Genomic DNA, 21,434 nt, shown 5'->3' with positions numbered 1-21,434 from the left:
GGCCCTGGACAACCAATCATCCTATGATTCTATGATGGGTGTCATGGTGAGCGAGGAGACTTTGACGCCGGCATCGACACGTGGACGAACCCGGTCCGAGCAGTCCATGGGTTCCCTGCGGTCCACGGGTTCCGCGCGGTCCGAGCGTTCCGTGCGGTCCGAGAGTTCCGTGCCCGGAGGGTCCGCGGCCGGACGCCCGGCGCGGAGCACGCGCGCGTGGACGACGCGACTGGTCGTCGTGGGCATCGTCCTCACGGCCCTCAACCTCCGCCCCGCCATCACCAGCCTCGGCGCGCTGCTCGAAGAGGTGCGCGTCGGGCTCGGCATGAGCGGCAGCGTCGCCGGACTGCTCACCTCCGTGCCGCCGCTCTGCTTCGCCGCCTTCGGCGTCATGGCACCGCGGCTCGCCCGCCGGTTCGGCCCGGCCGCCGTCGTCTGCGCCGGCATGGCCGCGATCGCCGGCGGGTTGCTGCTGCGGCCCTACGCCGGCGGTACGGCCGGATTCGTGGCCGCGAGCGCCCTCGCCCTGATGGGTATCGCCGTCAGCAACGTCCTGATGCCGGTCATCGTCAAGCGCTGGTTCCCGGACCGGGTCGGGTCCATGACGGGCCTCTACTCCATGGCCCTCGCCCTCGGCACCGCGTCGGCCGCGGCCGTCACCGTGCCCATGACGTCGGCCCTGGGCGGGAGTTGGCAGACCGGGCTCGCGGTGTGGGCGGGCCTCGCGGCGGCGGCCGTGCTGCCCTGGCTGCCCTTCGTCCGGGACCGCGCCCCGCGCTCGGCCGGGCCCGCTCCCGCGCGCCAGGAGGGGCCGGCCCCGAGGATCACCCGGAGCCGTACCGCCTGGGCGCTCGCCGTGTTCTTCGGCCTCCAGGCGACCGCCGCCTACATCACCATGGGGTGGATGGCCCAGATCTTCCGGGACGCGGGGGTCCCGGCCGGCAGGGCGGGGCTGCTGCTGGCGGTCACGATGGTGATGGGCGTGCCGCTGGCCTTCGTGATCCCCCGGCTCGCCACCCGGCTGCCCCGCCAGGGCCCCATCGTGGTCGTCCTGGGCGTCTGCGGACTTCTCGGATACGGCGGCCTCTATGCCGCCCCGGCCGAGGGGGCCTGGGCCTGGGCCGTGCTGATCGGCATCGCCAACTGCTCCTTCCCGCTCGCGCTCACCATGGTCGGCATGCGGGCCAGGACCGGTGCGGGCGTGGCCGAGCTGTCCGCCTTCGCGCAGAGCACGGGGTACCTGATCTCGATCCCCGGCCCGCTCCTCGTGGGCGTCCTCTACCAGCACAGCGGCGGCTGGGGCCTGCCCCTCGGCCTCATGGCCGCCCTCATGCTCCCGCAGATGGCGGTGGGCGTCCTGGCGGGCCGGGACCGGGTGGTCGAGGACGAGGCGGCCCGCTGACCCGCCCCCCGGACCGGCTCCTGCATGGGCCCCGGCGGCGCCGGCAGGGCCCCGGCGAGTCCGGCAGGGGGCGGGGGTGCGAGACTGGCAGCATGCCAGTGCTCGACCCGAACCCCCAGAACGGCCAGAAGAAGATGCTCCTGGTCTTCGGCTCGTTCCTCGCCATCTTCGTCGTCATCGGGATCATCGCGGCCATCGCGTCACCGTGACCCCGCCGAGGGGTGGGGAGAACCCCCCGTCCCCTAGGGGGTCGGTCTCAGGGTGAAGTGGGTGGATCACCGGATGGGCCGGGGCGCCCGCGGTCCGTAACTTCGAGATGTGGCCGCAGGGGACCCGCGAGGGCCCACGGAGGACCGGGCCACGAGGACTCTCGGACCACGGAGGCGGCATGTCGGCCCGTACACACACCCGGCCCCACCCGGCGGCACCCACAGCCGGTGTCGACATCCGGCTGCCCTGGTGGGCGGTCGCCCTGCCGGCGCTCGGCTTCGTCACCCTCCTGCTGCTGATTCTCGACCCCGCTCAGGCCCGGGCGGCCGGCGGAGATCCCGCGATCACCCACCTCCTGGAGCTCATACGGCAGGCGCTGCCGGGCCACGCGCAGTGACGAGTGACCAGCCCACCGGAAGCACATGTACGGGTGCCGGGTATCCGCACTTCAACTCCCAGCGCCCCATGGCCTGTTTCGTGCGAAGCTGGGACTCATGAGCGTCGCAGAACCCCGCAGGATCATTCTCTTCCGGCATGCGAAGGCCGACTGGCCGCAGGTCTCCGACCACGAGCGGCCGCTCGCCGACCGGGGCCGTATGGACGCCGCCGTCGCCGGGCGCAAGCTGGCCGACTCCGGTATCCCCCTCGACCTTGCCCTCTGCTCCACCGCCGTCAGGACCCGCGAGACCTGGAAGCTGGCCGTCCACGAACTGCCCGAGCGGCCGAAAACGGTCTATGAGGAGCGGATCTACGAGGCCTCGCCCGGCGAGCTGATCGCCCTGCTCAACGAGACCCCGGACGACGTGCGCAACGTCGTCCTGATCGGGCACAACCCCGGGATCCAGGGCCTCGCCGACATACTCGCGGGCAGCGCCGACGGCGACACCCGCGCGCGTATGAACCGTCACGGGTTCCCGGCCGCCGCCTTCGCCGTGCTTTCGTTGGAGGGCGTCTGGAAGAGCCTGGAGCCGGGCGCCACCACGCTGGCCGAGTACTGGGCGCCGACGGAATAACCCCGCCCGCGCGACCCCACCGGCACCCGGCACGACCGAGGCCCGGCACCGCTCCGGTGCCGGGCCTTCGCCGTGTGTACGCCCCCGCTACTCGTCGTGCGTGTCCGCCGCCTCGACCTCTTCGCGGGTCACCCCGAGGAGGTACAGCACGGTGTCGAGGAAGGGGAAGTTCACCGCGGTGTGCGCGGCCCGGCGGACGACCGGCTTGGCGTTGAAGGCGACGCCCAGACCGGCCGCGTTCAGCATGTCGAGATCATTGGCGCCGTCGCCGATCGCCACGGTCTGGGACAGCGGTACCCCCGCCTCGGCGGCGAACCGGCGCAGCAGCCGGGCCTTGCCCGCGCGGTCCACGATCTCGCCGACCACCCTGCCGGTGAGCTTGCCGTCGACGATCTCCAGCGTGTTGGCCTGCGCGAAGTCGAGCCCCAGCCGCTCCTTGAGGTCGTCCGTGACCTGCGTGAACCCGCCGGAGACGACACCGACTTGGAAGCCCAGCCGCTTCAGCGTGCGGATCAGCGTCCGCGCCCCCGGCGTGAGCCGCACCTCGCTGCGCACCTTCTCCACCACCGAGGCGTCGAGCCCCTCCAGCAGCGCCACGCGCGCGTGCAGCGACTGCTCGAAGTCCAGCTCGCCCCGCATCGCGGCCTCGGTCACCTCGGCGACCTCCTTCTCGCACCCGGCGTGCGCGGCGAAGAGCTCGATCACCTCGTCCTGGATGAGTGTGGAGTCCACGTCCATGACCACCAGCCGCTGCGCCCGCCGGTGCAGCCCCGCCGCGACCACGGCGACGTCCACGCCCAGTGCGACCGACTCGGTGACCAGCGCGGTCCGCAGGGTCTCGGGTTCCGTACCGGAGACCGCGAACTCGACGGCCGTCACCGGGTACTTGGCGAGCCGGAAGATACGGTCGATGTTGCCGCCGGTCGCCGTGATCCGGGCGGCGATGCGGGCGGTGGACTCGGCGGTCAGCGGATGGCCCAGCACGGTCACGTGCGAGCGGCCGAGGCCGCGCGGCCGGTTGTCGCCCTTGCCGGAGATGATCTCCGCCTGCATCTTCATCGACTCCGCCCAGCTGTGGACGGTCGCCCGCAGGTCGCCCTCCTGCCCGGCGGGCGGCTCGGTCACGAGCGCGCACAGCACGATCCGGCCACGGGTGACGACCTGCTCGATGTCGACCACGTCGACGGAGTACGCGGCGAGGGTGTCGAACAGTCCGGCGGTGATGCCCGGCCGGTCCTTGCCGAAGATCTTGACGAGGAGAGTGGGGACGTCAGAGGAGGTCTGCGAAGCGCTCATGATGTGCCAACCGTATCCGGCGCCCCGTGCCTTTCGCCCCTGAGGTCCGCCCAGCGGACGGAGAACACTGGGTTACCGGCGGCTGAAGCGCACCCGGACCGCGAACGACGCCCCGGAGAGACCCCTGGATCACACCCCCGCCCACCCCCGTTCCCGGTGTCTCAACGCCCCCGGGGCCCGCGCGGAGGCGGCGGTGGCGGCGGCCCCTCCTCCGGTGGCGGCGGCGGAGCCGGCCAGACGCTCGACCCCGACCCCGACCCCGACCCCGACCCGGACCCCGACCCGGACCCCGACCCCGACCCGGACCCCGACCCGGGCTGCTGCCCCGGCCGTCGCGGCGGAGGCGTGAACCGCCGCACCACCGTCGGCGCGCCGTACACATCCGGCGGCGGTGCCCCCCGGGGCTCCCGTGAGTCCGGGGCCCCCGGCGGCTGCGCCCCTCGCAGCCCGTCCGGCAGCCGCAGATACGGATTGGTGTCCGGGTTCGGCGGCCGGTACGGCATGCCCGGCGTGTACGGTCCCGAGGAGGAGTCCGCGACCGTGGTCGTGTGGGCCCCGGCGGGCGCCGCCCGGAGGCCGTCCGCGTCCCCCCGTGCCCACGGCGAGGCCCGCAGCCCGGCGGCCCGCGTCCCGCACGCCAGCAGCGCCCCGACGGCCCCCGCGCCCGCCCCCCACAGCGCGCCCAGCAGCAGGGCCGTCGCCGCCCGCCCGCGCAGCTCGATGCCCGCGTCGAACGCGTCGATGCCGAACAGACCGAGCGAGGCGTCCACCGACACCTCCGTCAGCCGTACCAGCAGCGGCAGCGCCACCGCCGTCGCGAGGCCCAGCCGAAGAGCGCAGCGCCCCACGAAGCCGAGCGCGCCCGCGCCCCGTGCATCCGCACCGGGTCCGCCCCCGGCAGCGGCGGCAGCGGACCGCCGTACGAAAGGCGTACGTACGGCGGTCAGGACCCCCGCGTACACCATCATGAGTGCCGCCGCGAGGCCCAACAGCCAGACTCTGCCGTCGAGTTCCGCGAGGCGGCCGAGCGTGACGGGTTCGCTCGTGTCGATGCTCAGCAGCTCGTCGAGCGGGTCGGGCAGGAGGTCGGCCAGCGCGCCGGTGGCCCTGCCGTCCCAGGGGACGAGGAGGCCGAGGGGGACGCCCAGCCAGACGCCGTTGGGCGCGCCGAGGAGGGCCGCGCCGGCGATCCGCCGGGGGTGGGGGTCGCCGATCGCCGCGTACGCCGCCGCCGCGAGCCCGGCCAGGACCGCCACCAGCAGCACGGAGACCACGGCGGACACGGCGGGCCGTACGACGCGGTGCAGGGCGTCCAGGGCGGGCGGCAGGGGGGTGCGGCGCGAGGCCAGCAGGGCGATGAGCAGCACGCCGAGGCACCAGGCCAGGCCGCCGAGCAGCGTCGGCACGGTGTCGACGGTGAAGCCGACCTCGGCCTGCGCGTCGGCCAGGTCGCCCAGCCGGTCCGGCAGCAGACCGCCGCCGATGTCCCCGATGTCACCGAGCCCCGGGATCTCCACGTCGTCGAGGGCACCGCCGCCGCCGGGCAGTTGTCCGTCGAGCCCCAGCCGGGTTCCGTCCAGGGTGACGACGGCGTTCCCGGCCCAGGCCAGCCCGCCCATCAGCGCCACGAAGAGAGCGAGCACCGTGCCCGCCCGCGCGAGGAGTTCGCCGGGGGAGATCACAAGTCCCGCGCCCCGCAGGGACCGCAGGAAGAACCAGGCCAGCAGAAGCGCTCCCACCAGGCCGACCCCCAGTGGCGCGATGTCGATGGCGGTGGTGGCCTGGGCTCCTTCCAGGCCGAAGGCGGACACAGCGCCGGACGGGGTCACCGTCCCACCTGCCCCCAGCGCCACGACCGCCGCGGTCATGGGACCGAGTTCGCCCGCCGAGTCGGCCCCCAGCAGATGCAGGCCGAGCGCCGCCGTACCCGCCATTCCGATCAACGCCCAACTCACGGCGGCGATCGCGGAGAACAGGACGTCCCCCCACGGCACGCCGCCGCCTCGGCCGAGATTCCGGTCGCTCATGGTCGGACCCCCCCGATCCGCATCGCGGCGTTGCACCGCCGATGTCCCTCTCGCGTGGGATTACCACTCTCCGGCCCGGTTTCAACCCCGTCAACGGGACCGGCCGATACCCCCGTACGCACTCTTCACAAGGCCCGACTTTCGGTCAGGGGGCCGAGCCTGAAATAGTTCCCCCCGATGTTCGACATCCCTAGACTCCCTGTGATGGGGGTAAATCGGGGGACAACTCAGTGGGGCATGGAGTGCCGGAACTCGTACTGGAATTGAACGGACAAACCTGGACGCTCGATCCGTCCAGGGCATACACCCTCGGACGTGATCCGCAGGGAGACATCGTGTTCGACGACGCCAGGGTGTCCTGGCGTCACGCCACGATCAGCTTCAGCGGCCGTGGTTGGGTGATCGAGGACCACGGCAGCACCAACGGCACCTTCGCGCAGGGGCAGCGGATCCACCAGCTGGAGATCGGTCCAGGTTCGGCCGTGCACCTGGGCAACGCGACCGACGGCCCGAGACTCAACCTCTCCGGCAGTGCCGCGTCCGTCGCGCAGCCCCAGCAGCAGCCGTACGCGGCGCAGGGCGCGAACGCCGGATACGCCGGCCAGCAGGCCCCGCAGCCGCAGGCGCCGCAGGCGGGCTGGCAGCAGCCGCAGGCACAGGTCCCGCACCAGCAGGGCCCCGGTGGTGGCGCGGGGGCGCCGCCGGTCTACGGCGACCGCAGCCCGACCACGTTCCACCATCTCTCGCTCGGCCGTGTCATGCGCATCGGCCGTGCCCTGGAGAACGAACTGGTCGTCTCCGACCTCCAGGTCTCGCGCAACCACGCCGAGTTCCACGCGACGCCCGACGGGCGCTTCGAGATCCGCGACCTCGGCTCGCACAACGGCACGTTCGTCAACGGTATGCCGATCGCCAAGGGCGGCACGGCCCTCCTCGGCCCGAACGACATCGTGGGCGTCGGCCACTCGACGTTCCGTATCGTCGGCGACCGCCTGGAAGAGTTCGTCGACACCGGTGACGTCTCCTTCTCCGCGCGCCATCTGACGGTCACCGTCGACGGCGGCAAGCAGATCCTGAAGGACGTCTCCTTCGGTGTCCCGGAGAAGTCGCTCATCGCGGTCATCGGCCCCTCGGGCTCCGGCAAGTCCACCCTGCTGAAGGCGCTCACGGGCTACCGCCCGGCCAACCAGGGCGACGTCCTCTACGACAACCGGAACCTGTACAAGCAGTTCGCCGAGCTGCGTCAGCGCATCGGTCTGGTCCCGCAGGACGACATCCTGCACAAGGAGCTGACCGTCAAGAAGGCCCTCAAGTACGCGGCCAAGCTGCGCTTCCCGGCCGACACCACGGCCGCCGAGCGTGACGCCCGCATCGACGAGGTGCTGCGCGAGCTGAAGCTCGACATCCACAAGGACAAGAAGGTCACCTCGCTCTCCGGCGGCCAGCGCAAGCGCGTCTCGGTCGCCCTGGAGCTGCTGACCAAGCCGTCGCTGATCTTCCTGGACGAGCCGACCTCCGGCCTCGACCCGGGCATGGACCGTGACGTCATGCAGCTGCTGCGCGGCCTCGCCGACGACGGCCGCACGGTCCTGGTGGTCACCCACTCGGTCGCTGAGCTGGCGATCTGCGACAAGCTCCTGGTGATGGCGCCGGGCGGTTCGGTGGCGTACTTCGGTCCGCCCGAGGAGGCCCTGAACTTCTTCGGCTACGAGACCTGGGCCGACGTCTTCTCCGCCTTCGAGAACTACCGCGACTACGACTGGGCGGGCCGCTGGAAGGGCTCGCAGCACTACCAGATGTACGCCGCGGACATCGACGCCGTCGCCCCGCAGTCGGTGCACATGCCGCCGCCGCAGTCGATGCGCCCGCCGAAGCCGCAGGGCTGGCTCTCGCAGCTCGGCACCCTGGTCCGGCGCTATGTCTCCGTCATCGTGTCCGACAAGGGCTTCCTGGCGCTGACGGTGATCCTGCCGGCCGTGCTCGGCGCGGTGAGCCTGCTCATCGACCCGGACAAGGACCTGCTGGTGCGGGGGGTGAACAAGGCGACCGGCCTGCCCGTCCCGAACGGCACGGCCACCACGGTGCTGCTGATCCTCGCGGTCGGCGCGTGCTTCGCGGGCGCCGCCAACTCGGTCCGAGAGCTGATCAAGGAACGTGTGATCTACGAGCGGGAGCGGGCCACCGGCCTGTCACGCTCGGCGTACCTGATGTCCAAGGTGATCGTCCTGGGCGCGGTCACCGTGTTCCAGGGCGCCATGGTCGGCGCGATCGGGTTCTCCAGCCGGACGATCCCGGACGAGGCCCTGATCTTCGGCGAGGGCAAGGTCGCCGTCATGCTCGAACTGTCGATCCCGATCATGGGGCTCGGCTTCACCTCCATGATGTTCGGCCTCGTCATCTCCTCGCTGGTGAAGACCGCCGAGAAGACGATGCCGCTGCTGGTGATGTTCGCGATCGTCCAGGTCGTCTTCACCGGCTGCCTCTTCGCCCTGCACGGCAGCCCCGGCGTCAACGAGTTCTCGTACCTGATGCCGTCGCGCTGGGCGGTCGCCGCCGCCGGTGCCACGCTGGACTTCAACAACATCAGCCCGCCCAAGGAGGCCGGCGACACCGACCCGCTGTGGGACCACACGGTAGGCGCCTACAGCCTCGACATGATCGCCCTGATCGTGCTGGGTGTGATCTGCGGCTTCCTCGTGGCCCGCTTCCTGCGCCGCCACGAGCCGGAGGTCATGCGCAAGTAGTCCCAGGGCCCACGGGCCGGGCACGGACGTACGAGGGGCGGCACCCGCACCGGGTGCCGCCCCTCCACGTTCTCAGAGGTCCGCGCCGACCTCAGTACGCGCTGTTGACGTTGTCGATCGAGCCGTAGCGGTCGGCGGCGTAGTTCGCGGCGGCCGTCAGGTTGGCGACCGGGTCGTACTGGCTGTGCGCCGTGCCCGGGACGTGGTAGGCGTCGAAGGTCGGCTTGATGACCTGCAGCAGACCGATCGACGGGACGCCGTTGATGGCGTTGATGTCCCAGTCGTTGATGGCGTTCGGGTTGCCCGAGGACTCCCGCATGATGTTCTTGTGCAGGCCGTTGTAGGTGCCCGGGATCTTGTGCTTCTTCATGATGTCGAGCGCCTCGCGGATCCAGCCGTCGAGGTTGTTCGGGTAGGACTTCGCTGCGGCCTTGGCGATCTTCGCGCGCTGGGCGGACCGGCTCGCGGCCTCCTTCTTGGCGCGCTCCTGGTCGGCCTTCTTCTTCGCGGCGGCCGCGGCGGCCTTCTTGTCGGCGTCGGCGGCCTGGTTCGTGACGCTGGCCTTCGCGGCCTGCGCCGGGTTCTGGCTGAACGCCGCCGGAGCCGCGGACACGGTCTGCGTGGCGGTCTGAGCCTCGGCCGGCACCAGCGAGAACGCGAGGGCGGCGGTGCCGAAGGCGGCCACTCCGGCGAGCGAGAGCTTGTGGGTCTTGGTCAGAGCGAGACTGTGGCCGGGCTTCTTGACGTTCTTGATCATGAGTGAGGGACCTCTTCGAATAGCGCGGAGGTCGCTCTCGTGCCGGGTGGGGACATTGCTGTTCCAGCACAAACGCCGCGGGGCGACCCGCGGCGTCGAGCGACAGCAGCAATTCTTAGCGGCCGCAAAATCGTGTGGCAAAGGTGTGACGTACGATGCTGCTTAGTTGAACCGGAAAGGGCAAAACGGGACAGAACAACCCGTCCTTCCCGCTCAAACCACCCTTATGCCTCTCCTAGGCAGCTTCGTACGTGATGCGCACCCTATGGGCGGGCTCACAGGGTCCGGGCACCAAGCTCACCGGTAGTTGCTGGCGCAATGCTCTGCGTGAGGGGCCTCCTCCGGCAGGATGAGGTGCACGTCCCCGAACTCGTGCCACAGGTAACGCCCCTCGGCCGCCGCCTCGTACGCGCGGCCGACCGCCGGCCGCCCCGCGACCGCCTCCAGCATCAGCAGATGCGAGGCCTCCGGCTCGTGCAGCCCCGTCAGCAGCCCCTCCACCACCCGCACCCCGCGCTCCGGAGTCACTACCAGGTCCGTCCAGCCGCGCCGGGCCCGTACGACACCGTCGGGCCCGGTGGCCGACTCCACGGCCCGCACCGCCGTCGTCCCCACCGCGATCACCCGCCCGCCCGCCCGTCTCCCACCACCACCCCTCCGAGGAAGCGCCTCGCGCCCTTCCCGATTCGCCCGCGCCGCGTTGATCAGCCGCGCCGACGTCTCCGGCACCGCGAACCGCTCCGGGTACGGCGGCTCGTGCGCCTCCGCCGACGCCACCCCGGTGTGCAGCGTGACCGGCGCGAACTGCACCCCCCGGCTCACCAGCTCCGCCACCAGCCGCGCCGTGAACGGCCGCCCCGCACTCGGCATCTCCGCGGACCCCGCCCCGTCCCGCGACGGCAGCGCGAACACCGTCTGGTACACCGAGAGCGGCTGGTCCCGCTCCGTGTAGGAGTAGCGGATGGGCCGCCCGTGCTCCCGCAGCACCCCCGCGACGTCCGGTGCGGACACCCGGGCCCACCACAGCCGCTCGCCCCGCTCGCTCAGCGGCTCCTCCAGGACCAGCCGGACACCCCCCGGCAGACGTACCTCCGTCCCCGACGGCCCGCCCGCACGCGCGCGCGTGGTGCCGAGTCCGTCCGGATCCCGCAGCTCGACGGCCCACCGCCCGTCGTCGCCCCGCGTGGAGAAATGCACCACCACGCGCGCGTGCCCCACCGTCCCGTCCACCGCCGCCGCCAGCGTCGGCGAGGTGTTGACCACCAGCACGTCTCCCGCCCTCAGCAGCCCCGGCAGCGCCGCGAACGCGTGGTGCGACACCCTCGTACCGCACGAGACCAGCAGCCGTACGCCGTCCCGGTCCAGGCCCGGCCCGCGCTGCTCGGCGGGCACGCGCGCGTGCAGCTCCTCCGGGACGCCCACCGCCACCGTGCTCATCGCCCCTCCAGCAGGGACCGCGCCCCGTACCGGCCACTGACCGGCCGCTCGTCCAGCAACCGCAGGAACGCCGGGACCACGCTCCCCGGACCGGGCCGCGGCTCGTCGTCGTCCGGTACGGCCGCGGCGTACAGGTCCGTGCCCATGTCCCCGGGATCGACGGCCCACACCCGCAGCCCCGGTTCCTCCTCGGCCAGCACCGCCGACATCTGGTCCAGCGCCGCCTTCGAGGCCCCGTACCCGCCCCATGTCCCGTACGCCTCGGCCGCCGCGTCGGAGCTGACGTTGATCACCGCGCCCGCCCCGGAGGCCCGCAGCAGCGGCAGCGCCTCCTGGACCAGCCCCAGCGCCGCGACCACATTGACCTCCAGGGCCCGCCGCAGTCCGTCCAGGGCCAGCTCCTCCAGCCGTACCAGCGGCTCGGCGCCCAGCGCGCTCGCGTTGTTCACCAGCAGGTCGACCCCGCCCAGCCCCCGCGCCGCCGCCGTCAGCGCGGCCCGGTGCCCGGCGTCCGTGACGTCTCCCGGCAACGCCTCCACCCGGGTTCCGTACGCCGACAGCTCCGCCGCCGCCTCCTTCAGGGCCCCGGCGGTCCTGGCGTCCAGCACCAGATCCCACCCGCGCTCCGCCAGCGCCGCGCCCAGTGCCCGGCCCAGCCCCTTCGAAGCCCCCGTGATGATCACTACGGGCATGACATCCGTCCCCTCGTCCTCGGCCGCCACCCGACCCGGGCGGCGGTGATCCCAACGTAGGAACGGGACCGCCCCCGCCGCCTCGTGCGCGGGCCGCAGACCGCCGGGGCCCTTTGCCCTAGGCCGCCGGGCGGGCCCGCGGTCCTAGGTCCGGTCGTAGGTCCCCGGCCTAGGTCCGAGGGCCCGGACGAGACCCCCACCGGCCCGATCCGCGGTGTCGGACCCCGCCGGTACGGTGAGTTCATGAGTCACCGTCCCCGGTCCGGCCTCGCCGCGGTCAGCTCCGCGCTGCTGGCCATGAGCAGGCACCTGGAGGTGCGCGACGTCCTCAAGACGATCGTCGCCTCCGCGCGTGAGCTGCTCGACGCGGAGTACGCGGCGCTCGGCGTCCCCGACGACCACGGCGGCTTCGCCCAGTTCGTCGTCGACGGCGTCAGCGACGCCCAGTGGAAGGCCATCGGCCCCCTCCCGCGCCAGCACGGCATCCTCGCCGCCATGCTCCACGAGGCCACCCCCGAGCGCCTCGCCGACGTCCGCGAGGACCCCCGCTTCGAGGGCTGGCCGAGCGCGCACCCCGACCTCGTCGACTTCCTGGGCCTGCCCATCCGCGACGGCGAGGAGGTCATCGGCGCCCTCTTCCTCGCCAACAAACGCTGCCCGAGGCCCGAGGGCGGCTGCGGCTTCACCGAGGAGGACGAGGACCTGCTGTCGATCCTCGCCCAGCACGCCGCGATCGCCCTGACCAACGCCCGCCTCTACGAACGCAGCCGCGAGCTGACCATCGCCGAGGAGCGCTCCCGGCTCGCCCACGAACTCCACGACGCCGTCAGCCAGAAGCTGTTCTCCCTGCGCCTGACCGCCCAGGCCGCCGCCGCCCTGGTCGACCGCGACCCCTCCCGCGCCAAGGGCGAACTGCAGCAGGTCGCCGCGCTCGCCGCCGAGGCCGTGGACGAGCTGCGCGCCGCCGTCGTCGAGCTGCGCCCCGCCGGGCTCGACGAGGACGGCCTCGCCGCCACCCTGCGCACCCAGATCCACGTCCTGGACCGCGCCCACAGCGCCCGTGTCACCTTCTCCGGCCGCGGCGCCCGCGCGCTGCCCGCCGCCCAGGAGGAGGCCATGCTGCGCGTCGCCCAGGAGGCCCTGCACAACGCCCTGCGGCACTCGGGAGCCGAGCGGGTCGACGTCACCCTCGACCGGCGCGGCGGCGGGGCCGTCCTCCGGGTCACGGACGACGGCGTCGGCTTCGACACCCAGATCGTGCGCCGCGCGGGACGCCATCTCGGGCTGGTCTCGATGCGCGACCGGGCGAGCGGCGTCGGCGGCCGGCTGACCGTGGAATCGGCGCCCGGAAAGGGCACCACGATCGAGATGGAGGTCCCCGGTGGCTGAGACAATCAAGGTGCTGCTCGTCGACGATCACCAGGTGGTCCGACGCGGTCTGCGCACCTTCCTGGAGGTGCAGGACGACATAGAGGTCGTGGGAGAGGCCGCCGACGGCGCCGAGGGAGTCGCCCGCGCCGAGGAACTCCGGCCCGACGTCGTCCTCATGGACGTCAAGATGCCGGGCATGGACGGCGTGGACGCCCTGCGCAAACTCCGCGAACTCGCCAACCCCGCGCGCGTGCTCATCGTCACCAGCTTCACCGAGCAGCGCACGGTCGTCCCGGCCCTGCGCGCCGGCGCCGCCGGGTACGTCTACAAGGACGTGGACCCCGACGCCCTCGCCGGCGCCATCCGCTCGGTGCACGCCGGGCACATCCTCCTGCAGCCGGAGGTCGCCGACGCGCTGCTGTCGCAGGAGGGGGCCCACTCGGGCCAGGGCAGGGGCGGTTCCCTCACCGAGCGGGAGCGCGAGGTGCTCGGTCTGATAGCCGACGGGCGCTCCAACCGCGAGATCGCCCGCGCACTGGTCCTCTCCGAGAAGACGGTCAAGACCCACGTCTCGAACATCCTGATGAAACTCGACCTGGCGGACCGCACCCAGGCCGCACTGTGGGCGGTACGCCATGGTGTGACCGGATGATGTGCGGATTGTCCGGCAACATGGAGGGTTCCACTCCGGACTGAGATTCATACTGTCGGGTGTATGTCCCTCGGGTGGCGCATCCTCGGGGCAGCCCCGCCGTTCTTCAGTGCGTGCTGCGTGCGACCGCCGCAGTGATCGCAAGGAAGGGCTCAACGTGAAGAACCTGAAGAAGGCCGCGGCTGTCACGATGGTGGCCGGTGGCCTCGTCGCCGCCGGTGCCGGCATGGCCTCCGCCACCGACGGCGGGGCGCACGCCGACGGCAAGGCCATCGGCTCGCCGGGCGTCGTCTCGGGCAACGTCATCCAGGCCCCGGTCCACATCCCCGTGAACGCGGTCGGCAACAGTGTGAACGTCATCGGCATCCTGAACCCGGCCTTCGGCAACCTGGGTGTCAACCACTGACGTTCCCGCCCCGGAGCACCAGTGACCACCGGCCTTCCAGGCGCCCCTGGGAGGCCGGTCAGGCTGCCGTCCCACCCTGTTCCCCTGCCGTTCTGCCGTCTCGGTGCGCCGAACGGACGGTTCCCGAGACCCGTCCGTGCCAGGGTGCCCGCGCCCGGCGTCGACCAGTGCGCGATCCGTGCGCGGGTCGGCCCCGTACGGCGCAGGAGGAACGCAGCTCATGAACGTCGCGAAGAAGGCCGCCCTGACCGTGACCGCCGCCGGTCTCGCCGCGGGCTCCTCGTCCGGCGCCGCCGTAGCCGACTCGTCGGCCGACAGCGCGGCCATCGGTTCCCTTGGCGTCGCCTCCGGCCTCGACGTCCAGGTCCCCGTCGACGTCCCCGTCACGGTCACCGGCCTCAGTGCCGACCTCGTCGCCGCGCTCAACCCGACGTTCGGCGACGTCGCGGCCGACTCCTGACCACCCCCGCGCTCCCACCGGGGCCCCGCGAACCCGCCGGGTTCGCGGGGCCTTCGGCTGTGCCGCCCCACCCGGTCGGGGCCCGGCCGCCTACCGCCCCCGCTCCCGCTCCTCCACGAACGCGTTGTACGCCGCCACCTGCGCCCGCCGAGCCGTCCGCTCCACCGGCCGCAGCGCGTCCGCCCGCGAGGCCATCTCCGAGGCGCTCACGGCCCCGCCGTCCCCGTGCTCGAAGGCCACCGAGACCAGCAGCCCCACCCGCTGCGCCAGCTCCAGCACCCGTACCGCACGCGGCGGATACCCGGGAGCCAACACCTCCCCCCCCCGCTCGGCCCGCGCCCGGTACGCGTCGATCGCCGCCTCGGCCACCGGCCCGGACGCCGCGACGTCCAGCCGGGACAGCACGGCGGTGGCGTCCCGCAACGCCTCCGCCAGCTCGCGCTCGGCCTCCCCGAGGGACGGCACGTCGGCCGGCGGGGCCTCCCGCACCTCCAGGCAGTGCCAGACGACCTCCACGTGCTCGTCGCCCGTAGGCCCGGCCGCGTACACCTCCGGCACCAGCCCCAGCGCACCCCCGTGGCAGACGACCGCCTCCTCCGCCTCCAGCGCCCGCTTGTTGAACTCCGGTGGCCCGCTCAGCCCCAGCGGATGCCCCGCCGTCGGCAGCGCGATGCGCAGCCCGCTCACCCCGAGCGCCCGCAACCGCCCCAGCGCGAGCGTCAGTCCGACGGGCCCCGTCTCACCGGGCAACCCCTCCACCCGATGCACCGCGTCCTCCCCGACGATCGCGAGCACCGCGTCATCCGGCGAGACAAGTCCGGCAAGAAGGGCATTTCCCCATGAGGCGAGGCGCCCTGAACGTGGTTCGGAAAGCATGCCCCCACCCTAAGGACCGACCGAGGGGATGGACGGCCCGACCGGTGGCGTAGATTTCCCTGAGGGCTGCGCCCACCCGGCGGTGGCTCCGACCACAGGCGTACGCGACAGCCGAGACAGGCCGACACTGCAAGGGGAGACAGCGCGCTCATGAGCGATGTTCTGGAGCTGGAGGACGTATCCGTGGTCCGCGAGGGCCGGGCTCTGGTGGACCAGGTCTCCTGGTCGGTCAAGGAGGGCGAGCGCTGGGCCATCCTCGGCCCGAACGGCGCCGGTAAGACCACCCTCCTCAACATCGCCTCCAGCTACCTCTACCCCAGCAAGGGCACCGCCACGATCCTCGGCGACACCCTCGGCAAGGTCGACGTCTTCGAGCTGCGCCCCCGCATCGGCATGGCCGGCATCGCCATGGCGGAGAAGCTCCCGAGGCGCCAGACCGTCCTGCAGACCGTGCTGACCGCCGCGTACGGCATGACGGCCACCTGGAACGAGGACTACGAGGAGATCGACGAGCTGCGCGCCCGCGCCTTCCTCGACCGCCTCGGCATGACCGACTACGTCGACCGCAAGTTCGGCACCCTCTCCGAGGGCGAGCGCAAGCGCACCCTCATCGCCCGCGCCCTGATGGCCGACCCCGAGCTGCTGCTCCTCGACGAGCCCGCAGCCGGCCTCGACCTCGGTGGCCGCGAGGACCTCGTACGCCGTCTCGGCCGCCTCGCCCGCGACCCGATCGCCCCCTCCATGATCATGGTCACGCACCATGTCGAGGAGATCCCGCCGGGCTTCACCCACGTCCTGATGATCCGTCAGGGCAAGGTCCTCGCCGCGGGTCCGCTGGAGCTGGAACTCACCTCCCGCAACCTCTCCCTCTGCTTCGGCCTCCCGCTCGTCGTCGACCAGCTCGGCGAGCGCTGGACCGCCCACGGTCTGCCGCTCACCTGACCTCCAACTTCTCTTGGCTCCCCGCCAGTCGAATGCCCTGGGACCACAACCGGTCCCAGGCGCAACCGACTTGGGCCCACTCTGTACGTGATCTTTGACCGTGCGCTCTGTTCGGCGGCCCGATCGCGGTTCTACCATGGCCGATGTGGACAGCATCGACGCATGGGTGTGGTGGCTGATCGGCGCGGCCGGGCTCGGGATCGCCCTCGTCGTGACCGCGATGCCCGAGTTGGGAATGCTCGCCCTGGGCGCGGTCGCCGGCGCCGTGACCGCGGGGCTGGGCGGGGGTGTCGTGCTCCAGGTCGTCGTCTTCGCGGTCGTCTCGGTCGCGCTCATCGCCGTCGTACGGCCCATCGCGGTCAGGCACCGGTCCCAGCGACCCCAACTCGCGACCGGCATCGACGCGTTGAAGGGCAAACAGGCCGTCGTCCTGGAACGGGTCGACGGCATGGGCGGGCGGATCAAGCTGGCCGGCGAGATCTGGTCCGCCCGCGCGCTCGACACCGGCCAGGCCTACGAGGTGGGTCAGGAAGTGGACGTCGTGGAGATCGAGGGAGCCACGGCGATCGTCATGTGACCTCGCACGACGGGGTCACGAGGCGATGACGCAATGACCTGAACGACCCACCTGGCAGGCGGGGTTCTGCCAGACTCGACCAGCAAGATCTTCAACAGTCCGAACAGGCATAAGATCTTCCGGAAGCGCCACGGCGGAGAAGGGCACGGGGAGCAACGATGGAACCGATCATCATCGTCCTGATCATTCTGGTGGTGTTGGTCTTCATCGCCCTGATCAAGACCATCCAGGTGATCCCACAGGCCAGCGCGGCGATCGTCGAGCGATTCGGCCGCTACACCCGCACCCTCAACGCGGGTCTCAACATCGTCGTCCCGTTCATCGACTCGATCCGCAACCGCATCGATCTCCGTGAACAGGTCGTGCCGTTCCCGCCCCAGCCGGTGATCACCCAGGACAACCTGGTCGTGAACATCGACACGGTCATCTACTACCAGGTGACCGACGCCCGCGCCGCGACCTACGAGGTCGCCAGCTACATCCAGGCGATCGAGCAGCTCACGGTCACCACGCTGCGCAACATCATCGGCGGCATGGACCTGGAGCGCACCCTGACCTCCCGCGAGGAGATCAACGCGGCCCTGCGCGGCGTCCTCGACGAGGCCACCGGCAAGTGGGGCATCCGCGTCAACCGCGTCGAGCTGAAGGCGATCGAGCCGCCCACCTCCATCCAGGACTCGATGGAGAAGCAGATGCGCGCCGACCGCGACAAGCGCGCCGCGATCCTCACCGCCGAAGGTACGCGCCAGGCGGCCATCCTCACCGCCGAGGGCGAGAAGCAGTCCCAGATCCTGCGCGCCGAGGGTGAGGCCAAGGCCGCCGCCCTGCGTGCCGAGGGCGAGGCCCAGGCCGTGCGTACGGTCTTCGAGGCCATCCACGCCGGCGACCCGGACCAGAAGCTGCTCTCCTACCAGTACCTCCAGATGCTCCCGAAGATCGCCGAGGGCGACGCCAACAAGCTCTGGATCGTCCCCAGCGAGATCGGCGACGCCCTCAAGGGCCTCTCCGGCGCCATGGGCAACTTCGGCAACCTGGGCGGCGGCCCGTCGGTCCCGAGGCCCGCGGACGGCAACGGCGAACGCCGCGAGAAGCCGGCGATCGACTGAGCACACGACCAGGGGCCCGCCTTCGAGGGAGAAGGCGGGCCCCTGGTTTCTGCGTCTCGGGCGCCGGCGAAGCCCTACGCGGCTCCCTGGGAGAGCCACGCGGGAAGCGCGTCGTAGTCCTCGTGTCCCAGCGACAGCAGCATGGCGTCGGCCGGTGTCGGCTCGAACGGCTGCCGCAGCAGCGGCATACCCGCCTGCTCCGGAGTCCGGTCGGCCTTGCGGTGGTTGTCCTCGGCACAGGAGGCGACCGTGTTCAGCCAGGTGTCACCACCGCCCCGCGACCGCGGCACCACGTGGTCGACGGTCGTCGCCCGACGACCGCAGTACGCGCACCTGTGCCTGTCCCGTACCAGGACCCCCCGCCTCGACCACGGGGCTTGTCTTCGGAACGGCACCCTGACATATCTGCAGAGTCTGATCACCCGGGGCGCCGGTATGTCGACCGCGGCTCCGCGCATGCGCAGTTCGGGGTGGGTCTGCTCGACGACGGCCTTGTCCTGCAGTACCAGCACGACGGCTCGGTTGAGCGTCACCGTCGACAGCGGCTCGAAGCTCGCGTTCAGTACCAGCGTGTCCCGCATCCCAGCCCACCTCCTGTGCCAGCCCACCCCCCCGGCGGGCTTGGATCAACTCTGGCCGGGCACGCCGAGATGGACAACGCAATAAAAAATGCCCGTCTCTGATCACTTCCAAGACCAGAGACGGGCAAACGTTCAATGAACGTCCGGCTTCGTTACTTTTCCGCCTCAGCGGCGTACTCGCCGATGAGTTGAGCACGAGCCAGGGTGTGGAACCGCAGGTTGAAACCGATCACGGCGGGTGAGGCGTCCGAGTCCGGACCGAGCTTCTCCTGATCCACGGCGTACACCGTGAACACATAGCGGTGCGCGGGATCCCCGGGCGGCGGCGCGGCCCCGCCGAAGTCCTTCGTCCCGTAGTCGTTGCGCACCTGGACGGCGCCCTCGGGCAGTCCCTCGAACTTCCCCGAGCCCGCGCCCGTCGGCAACTCCGTCACCGACGCCGGGATGTCGAACACCACCCAGTGCCAGAACCCGCTGCCCGTGGGGGCGTCCGGGTCGTAGCACGTCACGGCGAAACTCTTGGTCTCCGGCGGGAAGCCCTCCCAGCTCAGCTGCGGCGAGGTGTTCCCCTCCGCGTAGACCTGGGCGTCCTTGAGCGTCGCACCCGCCTCGACGTCCTCGCTCGTGACGGTGAACGACGGCACGACCGGGTGGAAATCGTGGGGGAGCGGCGGCCTCTTCGGCTCGGTCACCTCGATACCTCCTGATGGATCCGGGGTAGGTGTGCTCAGAGCCTAGAACCAGCTGCGCTTGCTGCCGACCTCGGACAGCCACTGGTTCAGATACGCGGCCCAGTCCGTGCTCTGGTAGTCGTGCAGCCCTACCCGGAACGAACGGAATGAGTCGCTGCCCTCGCTGAACAGACCCGGCTTCTTGTCCATCTCCAGCACGACGTCCATCTCGCGGTCGTCGGCGACGAAGCTCAACTCGACCTGGTTGAGGCCGTGGTACTGCTGCGGCGGGTAGAACTCGACCTCCTGGTAGAAGGGGAGCTTCTGCCGGGTGCCACGGATGTGACCGCGCTCGAGGTCCGCGTTCTTGAAGCGGAAGCCCAGCTGGATGAAGGCGTCCAGGATGGCCTGCTGCGCCGGCAGCGGGTGCACGTTGATCGGGTCCAGGTCACCGGAGTCGACCGCACGCGCGATCTCCAGCTCGGTGGTGACGCCGATGTTCATGCCCGGCAGGGTCTGCCCCTGGATGGTCGTGATCGGCGTCTCCCACGGGATCTCCAGCCCGAACGGCACCGTGTGGACCGCTCCGGCCTTCAGCTCGAAGACACCCCCGAGCCGCTGCTTGGTGAACACCATGTCCTGCTTGTACTCCGAGTCCTGGCCCTCCACCTCGACCCTGGCCTGCAGACCGACGGACAGCGCCTCGATCTGCTGGTCCACGGAGCCGCCCTGGATCCGCACCTCACCCTGGACGACGCCGCCCGGGACGACATTGACCTCGGTCAGCACCGTCTCGACCGAAGCCCCGCCGGCTCCCAGGCTCGCGAGCAGCCGCTTGAACCCCATGTCTGTTCCTCCCGTCAGGCAATGCCTGCATATCTGTGTGGTTCTGTGTCTTGTGGTGTGGATCGCTCTGCGTGGCGTGGATCCTTGATCCCTACAAACGCAAACAGGCGTCGACCGGTTCCGCGTCCTCCCGCTCCACACCCTTCCAAGGAGAACGCCCTCTCGCCACCCGTCGGCACGCACCCGTCTGGACTACGCTCGGACGCCATGATCGCGAGCACCGACCGTACGCCCCTGGCCCGCGAGTTCTTCGACCGCCCCGTACTGGAGGTGGCACCGGACCTCCTGGGACGCGTTCTCGTACGCCTCACCCCGGACGGACCGATCGAACTGCGCCTCACGGAGGTCGAGGCCTACGACGGCGCGAACGACCCCGGCTCCCACGCCTATCGGGGTCGTACCGCCCGCAACGACGTGATGTTCGGTCCACCCGGTCACGTGTACGTCTACTTCACCTACGGCATGTGGCACTGCATGAACCTGGTGTGCGGTCCGGAGGGCACGGCGAGCGGGGTTCTGCTGCGGGCCGGCGAGATCACCGAAGGCGTCGACCTCGCCCGCAAACGTCGAATCTCAGCCCGAGATGACAAAGAACTGGCCAAAGGACCCGCCCGCCTGGCCACCGCCCTGGACGTGGACCGGGCCCTCGACGGTGCGGACGCCTGCGCGTCGGGCACCGCGCCCATAACGGTCCTGACCGGTACTCCTGTTGGTCCTGACCAGGTACGCAACGGCCCCCGCACCGGCGTCTCCGGGGACGGCGGAGTGCACCCCTGGCGTTTCTGGATCGCAGACGACCCGACGGTCAGCCCGTATCGGGCCCATGCCCCCCGCCGGCGCTCAACTTGACTCGCCCCTGGGGGGTCCGTAACGTAGCCCGAGCCGCTTGAACCGGTTACGGCGATCAGCCAGCAGCCGAGAGCGGCCAACCCACTACCTACGACATCCCCTCAGCGGGGGCGAATCAGGCATGCCCTGATTCCAGCCCGCAGGACTCAATTATGAGTTGCCGAGGGAATCGGCTAACGTAGTGAATGTCGAAAGGCCGCAAGGGAAACCGAGAGGCCGAAAGACAGCCGAAAGGCAAAACCCCCCGACAGGGAATCGGAACCGGAAACGGTCTGATAGAGTCGGAAACGCAAGACCGAAGGGAAACTGCCCGGAGGAAAGCCCGAGAGTAGCTTGGGTGAGTACAAAGGAAGCGTCCGTTCCTTGAGAACTCAACAGCGTGCCAAAAATCAACGCCAGATATGTTGATACCCCGTCCGCCGGGCAGTGTTCCGGTGGTCGAGGTTCCTTTGAAACAAACACAGCGAGGACGCTGTGAACGGCCGGGCTTATTCCGCCTGGCTGTTCCGCTCTCGTGGT

Annotated in this window: 22 protein-coding genes; 13 read left to right on the top strand and 9 right to left on the bottom strand. The window is 71.0% G+C overall.

Annotation, left to right across the window (positions count from 1 at the left end; all coding sequences use genetic code 11):
- Positions 1-31: 31 nt before the first annotated feature.
- The 4 genes from ACWCRJ_RS27665 (at position 32) to ACWCRJ_RS27650 (ending at position 2,625) form a co-directional block, all read left to right on the top strand.
- Positions 32-1,402 carry a CynX/NimT family MFS transporter gene (locus tag ACWCRJ_RS27665; RefSeq protein WP_450941850.1) on the top strand — a complete coding sequence of 457 codons (1,371 nt, stop codon included), beginning with the start codon at positions 32-34 and terminating at the stop codon, positions 1,400-1,402.
- Between the two features lie 92 nt (positions 1,403-1,494).
- Entirely contained in the window at positions 1,495-1,611 is a 117-nt protein-coding gene (locus ACWCRJ_RS27660) for an SGM_5486 family transporter-associated protein (RefSeq protein WP_005477623.1), read from the top strand.
- 179 nt (positions 1,612-1,790) lie between these two features.
- Positions 1,791-2,009 carry a hypothetical protein gene (locus ACWCRJ_RS27655; RefSeq protein ID WP_450941849.1) on the top strand — a complete coding sequence of 73 codons (219 nt, stop codon included), beginning with the start codon at positions 1,791-1,793 and terminating at the stop codon, positions 2,007-2,009.
- A 97-nt stretch (positions 2,010-2,106) separates the two neighbouring features.
- The gene (locus tag ACWCRJ_RS27650) at positions 2,107-2,625 is read left to right on the top strand and encodes a SixA phosphatase family protein (RefSeq protein ID WP_450941848.1); all 519 of its coding nucleotides are present in this window, start codon (positions 2,107-2,109) and stop codon (positions 2,623-2,625) included.
- Positions 2,626-2,712: 87 nt separating this feature from the next.
- On the opposite strand, the gene serB is transcribed toward ACWCRJ_RS27650, so the two are convergent.
- Both serB and ACWCRJ_RS27640 read right to left on the bottom strand, forming a co-directional pair.
- On the bottom strand, positions 2,713-3,921 hold the full coding sequence (gene serB / locus ACWCRJ_RS27645) for a phosphoserine phosphatase SerB (protein ID WP_450941847.1): 1,209 nt from the start codon (positions 3,919-3,921) through the stop codon (positions 2,713-2,715).
- A 161-nt stretch (positions 3,922-4,082) separates the two neighbouring features.
- Complete coding sequence (locus ACWCRJ_RS27640) at positions 4,083-5,948, bottom strand: streptophobe family protein (protein WP_450941846.1); 1,866 nt, start codon at positions 5,946-5,948, stop codon at positions 4,083-4,085.
- 242 nt (positions 5,949-6,190) lie between these two features.
- Here ACWCRJ_RS27640 and ACWCRJ_RS27635 point away from each other — a divergent pair, with 242 nt between their 5' ends.
- Positions 6,191-8,692: an FHA domain-containing protein gene (locus tag ACWCRJ_RS27635; RefSeq protein WP_450941941.1), complete on the top strand. Its 2,502-nt coding sequence runs from the start codon at positions 6,191-6,193 to the stop codon at positions 8,690-8,692.
- Between the two features lie 91 nt (positions 8,693-8,783).
- On the opposite strand, the gene ACWCRJ_RS27630 is transcribed toward ACWCRJ_RS27635, so the two are convergent.
- The 3 genes from ACWCRJ_RS27630 to ACWCRJ_RS27620 all read right to left on the bottom strand — a co-directional run bounded on the left by ACWCRJ_RS27630 (position 8,784) and on the right by ACWCRJ_RS27620 (position 11,578).
- On the bottom strand, positions 8,784-9,449 hold the full coding sequence (locus tag ACWCRJ_RS27630) for a transglycosylase SLT domain-containing protein (RefSeq protein ID WP_450941845.1): 666 nt from the start codon (positions 9,447-9,449) through the stop codon (positions 8,784-8,786).
- A gap of 297 nt (positions 9,450-9,746) precedes the next feature.
- A complete protein-coding gene (locus ACWCRJ_RS27625; RefSeq protein ID WP_450941844.1) occupies positions 9,747-10,886 on the bottom strand; it encodes an S-adenosylmethionine:tRNA ribosyltransferase-isomerase in 1,140 nt (379 codons plus the stop codon).
- Positions 10,883-11,578, bottom strand: a complete 696-nt coding sequence (locus ACWCRJ_RS27620; protein ID WP_450941843.1) for an SDR family NAD(P)-dependent oxidoreductase — start codon at positions 11,576-11,578, stop codon at positions 10,883-10,885. Before ACWCRJ_RS27620 ends, ACWCRJ_RS27625 begins: the two co-directional genes overlap by 4 nt.
- 243 nt (positions 11,579-11,821) lie before the next feature.
- Between ACWCRJ_RS27620 and ACWCRJ_RS27615 the strand changes: the two genes are divergently transcribed.
- The 4 genes from ACWCRJ_RS27615 to ACWCRJ_RS27600 all read left to right on the top strand — a co-directional run bounded on the left by ACWCRJ_RS27615 (position 11,822) and on the right by ACWCRJ_RS27600 (position 14,467).
- Complete coding sequence (locus ACWCRJ_RS27615; RefSeq protein ID WP_450941842.1) at positions 11,822-12,967, top strand: GAF domain-containing sensor histidine kinase; 1,146 nt, start codon at positions 11,822-11,824, stop codon at positions 12,965-12,967.
- Positions 12,960-13,601 carry a response regulator gene (locus ACWCRJ_RS27610; protein ID WP_450941841.1) on the top strand — a complete coding sequence of 214 codons (642 nt, stop codon included), beginning with the start codon at positions 12,960-12,962 and terminating at the stop codon, positions 13,599-13,601. The genes ACWCRJ_RS27615 and ACWCRJ_RS27610 overlap by 8 nt, the downstream gene beginning before the upstream one ends.
- Before the next feature lie 157 nt (positions 13,602-13,758).
- Positions 13,759-14,007, top strand: coding sequence for a chaplin ChpE (gene chpE / locus ACWCRJ_RS27605; protein WP_086805209.1), 249 nt, complete (start codon positions 13,759-13,761; stop codon positions 14,005-14,007).
- A gap of 220 nt (positions 14,008-14,227) precedes the next feature.
- Complete coding sequence (locus ACWCRJ_RS27600) at positions 14,228-14,467, top strand: chaplin family protein (protein ID WP_450941840.1); 240 nt, start codon at positions 14,228-14,230, stop codon at positions 14,465-14,467.
- 90 nt (positions 14,468-14,557) lie between these two features.
- On the opposite strand, the gene ACWCRJ_RS27595 is transcribed toward ACWCRJ_RS27600, so the two are convergent.
- Positions 14,558-15,343: a hypothetical protein gene (locus ACWCRJ_RS27595; RefSeq protein ID WP_450941839.1), complete on the bottom strand. Its 786-nt coding sequence runs from the start codon at positions 15,341-15,343 to the stop codon at positions 14,558-14,560.
- Between the two features lie 150 nt (positions 15,344-15,493).
- Here ACWCRJ_RS27595 and ACWCRJ_RS27590 point away from each other — a divergent pair, with 150 nt between their 5' ends.
- The 3 genes from ACWCRJ_RS27590 to ACWCRJ_RS27580 all read left to right on the top strand — a co-directional run bounded on the left by ACWCRJ_RS27590 (position 15,494) and on the right by ACWCRJ_RS27580 (position 17,968).
- Positions 15,494-16,285 (top strand): ABC transporter ATP-binding protein, encoded by a 792-nt coding sequence (locus ACWCRJ_RS27590; protein ID WP_046912565.1) that lies wholly within the window; start codon positions 15,494-15,496, stop codon positions 16,283-16,285.
- 145 nt (positions 16,286-16,430) lie between these two features.
- Positions 16,431-16,862, top strand: a complete 432-nt coding sequence (locus ACWCRJ_RS27585) for an NfeD family protein (protein WP_450941838.1) — start codon at positions 16,431-16,433, stop codon at positions 16,860-16,862.
- A gap of 158 nt (positions 16,863-17,020) precedes the next feature.
- Positions 17,021-17,968: an SPFH domain-containing protein gene (locus ACWCRJ_RS27580; RefSeq protein ID WP_005477598.1), complete on the top strand. Its 948-nt coding sequence runs from the start codon at positions 17,021-17,023 to the stop codon at positions 17,966-17,968.
- A 74-nt stretch (positions 17,969-18,042) separates the two neighbouring features.
- On the opposite strand, the gene ACWCRJ_RS27575 is transcribed toward ACWCRJ_RS27580, so the two are convergent.
- The 3 genes from ACWCRJ_RS27575 to ACWCRJ_RS27565 form a co-directional block, all read right to left on the bottom strand.
- The gene (locus ACWCRJ_RS27575; protein ID WP_005477596.1) at positions 18,043-18,549 is read right to left on the bottom strand and encodes an HNH endonuclease; all 507 of its coding nucleotides are present in this window, start codon (positions 18,547-18,549) and stop codon (positions 18,043-18,045) included.
- A 152-nt stretch (positions 18,550-18,701) separates the two neighbouring features.
- Positions 18,702-19,241 (bottom strand): YbhB/YbcL family Raf kinase inhibitor-like protein, encoded by a 540-nt coding sequence (locus ACWCRJ_RS27570; protein WP_450941837.1) that lies wholly within the window; start codon positions 19,239-19,241, stop codon positions 18,702-18,704.
- Positions 19,242-19,283: 42 nt separating this feature from the next.
- Positions 19,284-20,066, bottom strand: coding sequence for a sporulation protein (locus ACWCRJ_RS27565; protein ID WP_450941836.1), 783 nt, complete (start codon positions 20,064-20,066; stop codon positions 19,284-19,286).
- Positions 20,067-20,273: 207 nt separating this feature from the next.
- Between ACWCRJ_RS27565 and ACWCRJ_RS27560 the strand changes: the two genes are divergently transcribed.
- Positions 20,274-20,915 carry a DNA-3-methyladenine glycosylase gene (locus tag ACWCRJ_RS27560; RefSeq protein WP_450941835.1) on the top strand — a complete coding sequence of 214 codons (642 nt, stop codon included), beginning with the start codon at positions 20,274-20,276 and terminating at the stop codon, positions 20,913-20,915.
- Positions 20,916-21,434 lie beyond the last annotated feature (519 nt).

This window comes from Streptomyces sp. NPDC002324 (assembly GCF_053593335.1).
Note: the sequence above shows the minus strand (reverse complement) of the source record. Positions and strands in the feature narration are given on the sequence as shown.

Coding starts and splice junctions, on each gene's coding strand:
- ACWCRJ_RS27650 (WP_450941848.1), top strand. CDS start 2,107: ATGAGCGTCGCAGAACCCCGCAGGATCATTCTCTTCCGGCATGCGAAG.
- ACWCRJ_RS27620 (WP_450941843.1), bottom strand. CDS start 11,578: ATGCCCGTAGTGATCATCACGGGGGCTTCGAAGGGGCTGGGCCGGGCA.
- ACWCRJ_RS27655 (WP_450941849.1), top strand. CDS start 1,791: ATGTCGGCCCGTACACACACCCGGCCCCACCCGGCGGCACCCACAGCC.
- ACWCRJ_RS27630 (WP_450941845.1), bottom strand. CDS start 9,449: ATGATCAAGAACGTCAAGAAGCCCGGCCACAGTCTCGCTCTGACCAAG.
- ACWCRJ_RS27590 (WP_046912565.1), top strand. CDS start 15,494: ATGAGCGATGTTCTGGAGCTGGAGGACGTATCCGTGGTCCGCGAGGGC.
- ACWCRJ_RS27665 (WP_450941850.1), top strand. CDS start 32: ATGATGGGTGTCATGGTGAGCGAGGAGACTTTGACGCCGGCATCGACA.
- ACWCRJ_RS27565 (WP_450941836.1), bottom strand. CDS start 20,066: ATGGGGTTCAAGCGGCTGCTCGCGAGCCTGGGAGCCGGCGGGGCTTCG.
- ACWCRJ_RS27580 (WP_005477598.1), top strand. CDS start 17,021: ATGGAACCGATCATCATCGTCCTGATCATTCTGGTGGTGTTGGTCTTC.
- ACWCRJ_RS27640 (WP_450941846.1), bottom strand. CDS start 5,948: ATGAGCGACCGGAATCTCGGCCGAGGCGGCGGCGTGCCGTGGGGGGAC.
- serB (WP_450941847.1), bottom strand. CDS start 3,921: ATGAGCGCTTCGCAGACCTCCTCTGACGTCCCCACTCTCCTCGTCAAG.
- ACWCRJ_RS27615 (WP_450941842.1), top strand. CDS start 11,822: ATGAGTCACCGTCCCCGGTCCGGCCTCGCCGCGGTCAGCTCCGCGCTG.
- ACWCRJ_RS27625 (WP_450941844.1), bottom strand. CDS start 10,886: ATGAGCACGGTGGCGGTGGGCGTCCCGGAGGAGCTGCACGCGCGCGTG.
- ACWCRJ_RS27600 (WP_450941840.1), top strand. CDS start 14,228: ATGAACGTCGCGAAGAAGGCCGCCCTGACCGTGACCGCCGCCGGTCTC.
- ACWCRJ_RS27560 (WP_450941835.1), top strand. CDS start 20,274: ATGATCGCGAGCACCGACCGTACGCCCCTGGCCCGCGAGTTCTTCGAC.
- ACWCRJ_RS27660 (WP_005477623.1), top strand. CDS start 1,495: ATGCCAGTGCTCGACCCGAACCCCCAGAACGGCCAGAAGAAGATGCTC.
- ACWCRJ_RS27595 (WP_450941839.1), bottom strand. CDS start 15,343: ATGCTTTCCGAACCACGTTCAGGGCGCCTCGCCTCATGGGGAAATGCC.
- ACWCRJ_RS27575 (WP_005477596.1), bottom strand. CDS start 18,549: ATGCGGGACACGCTGGTACTGAACGCGAGCTTCGAGCCGCTGTCGACG.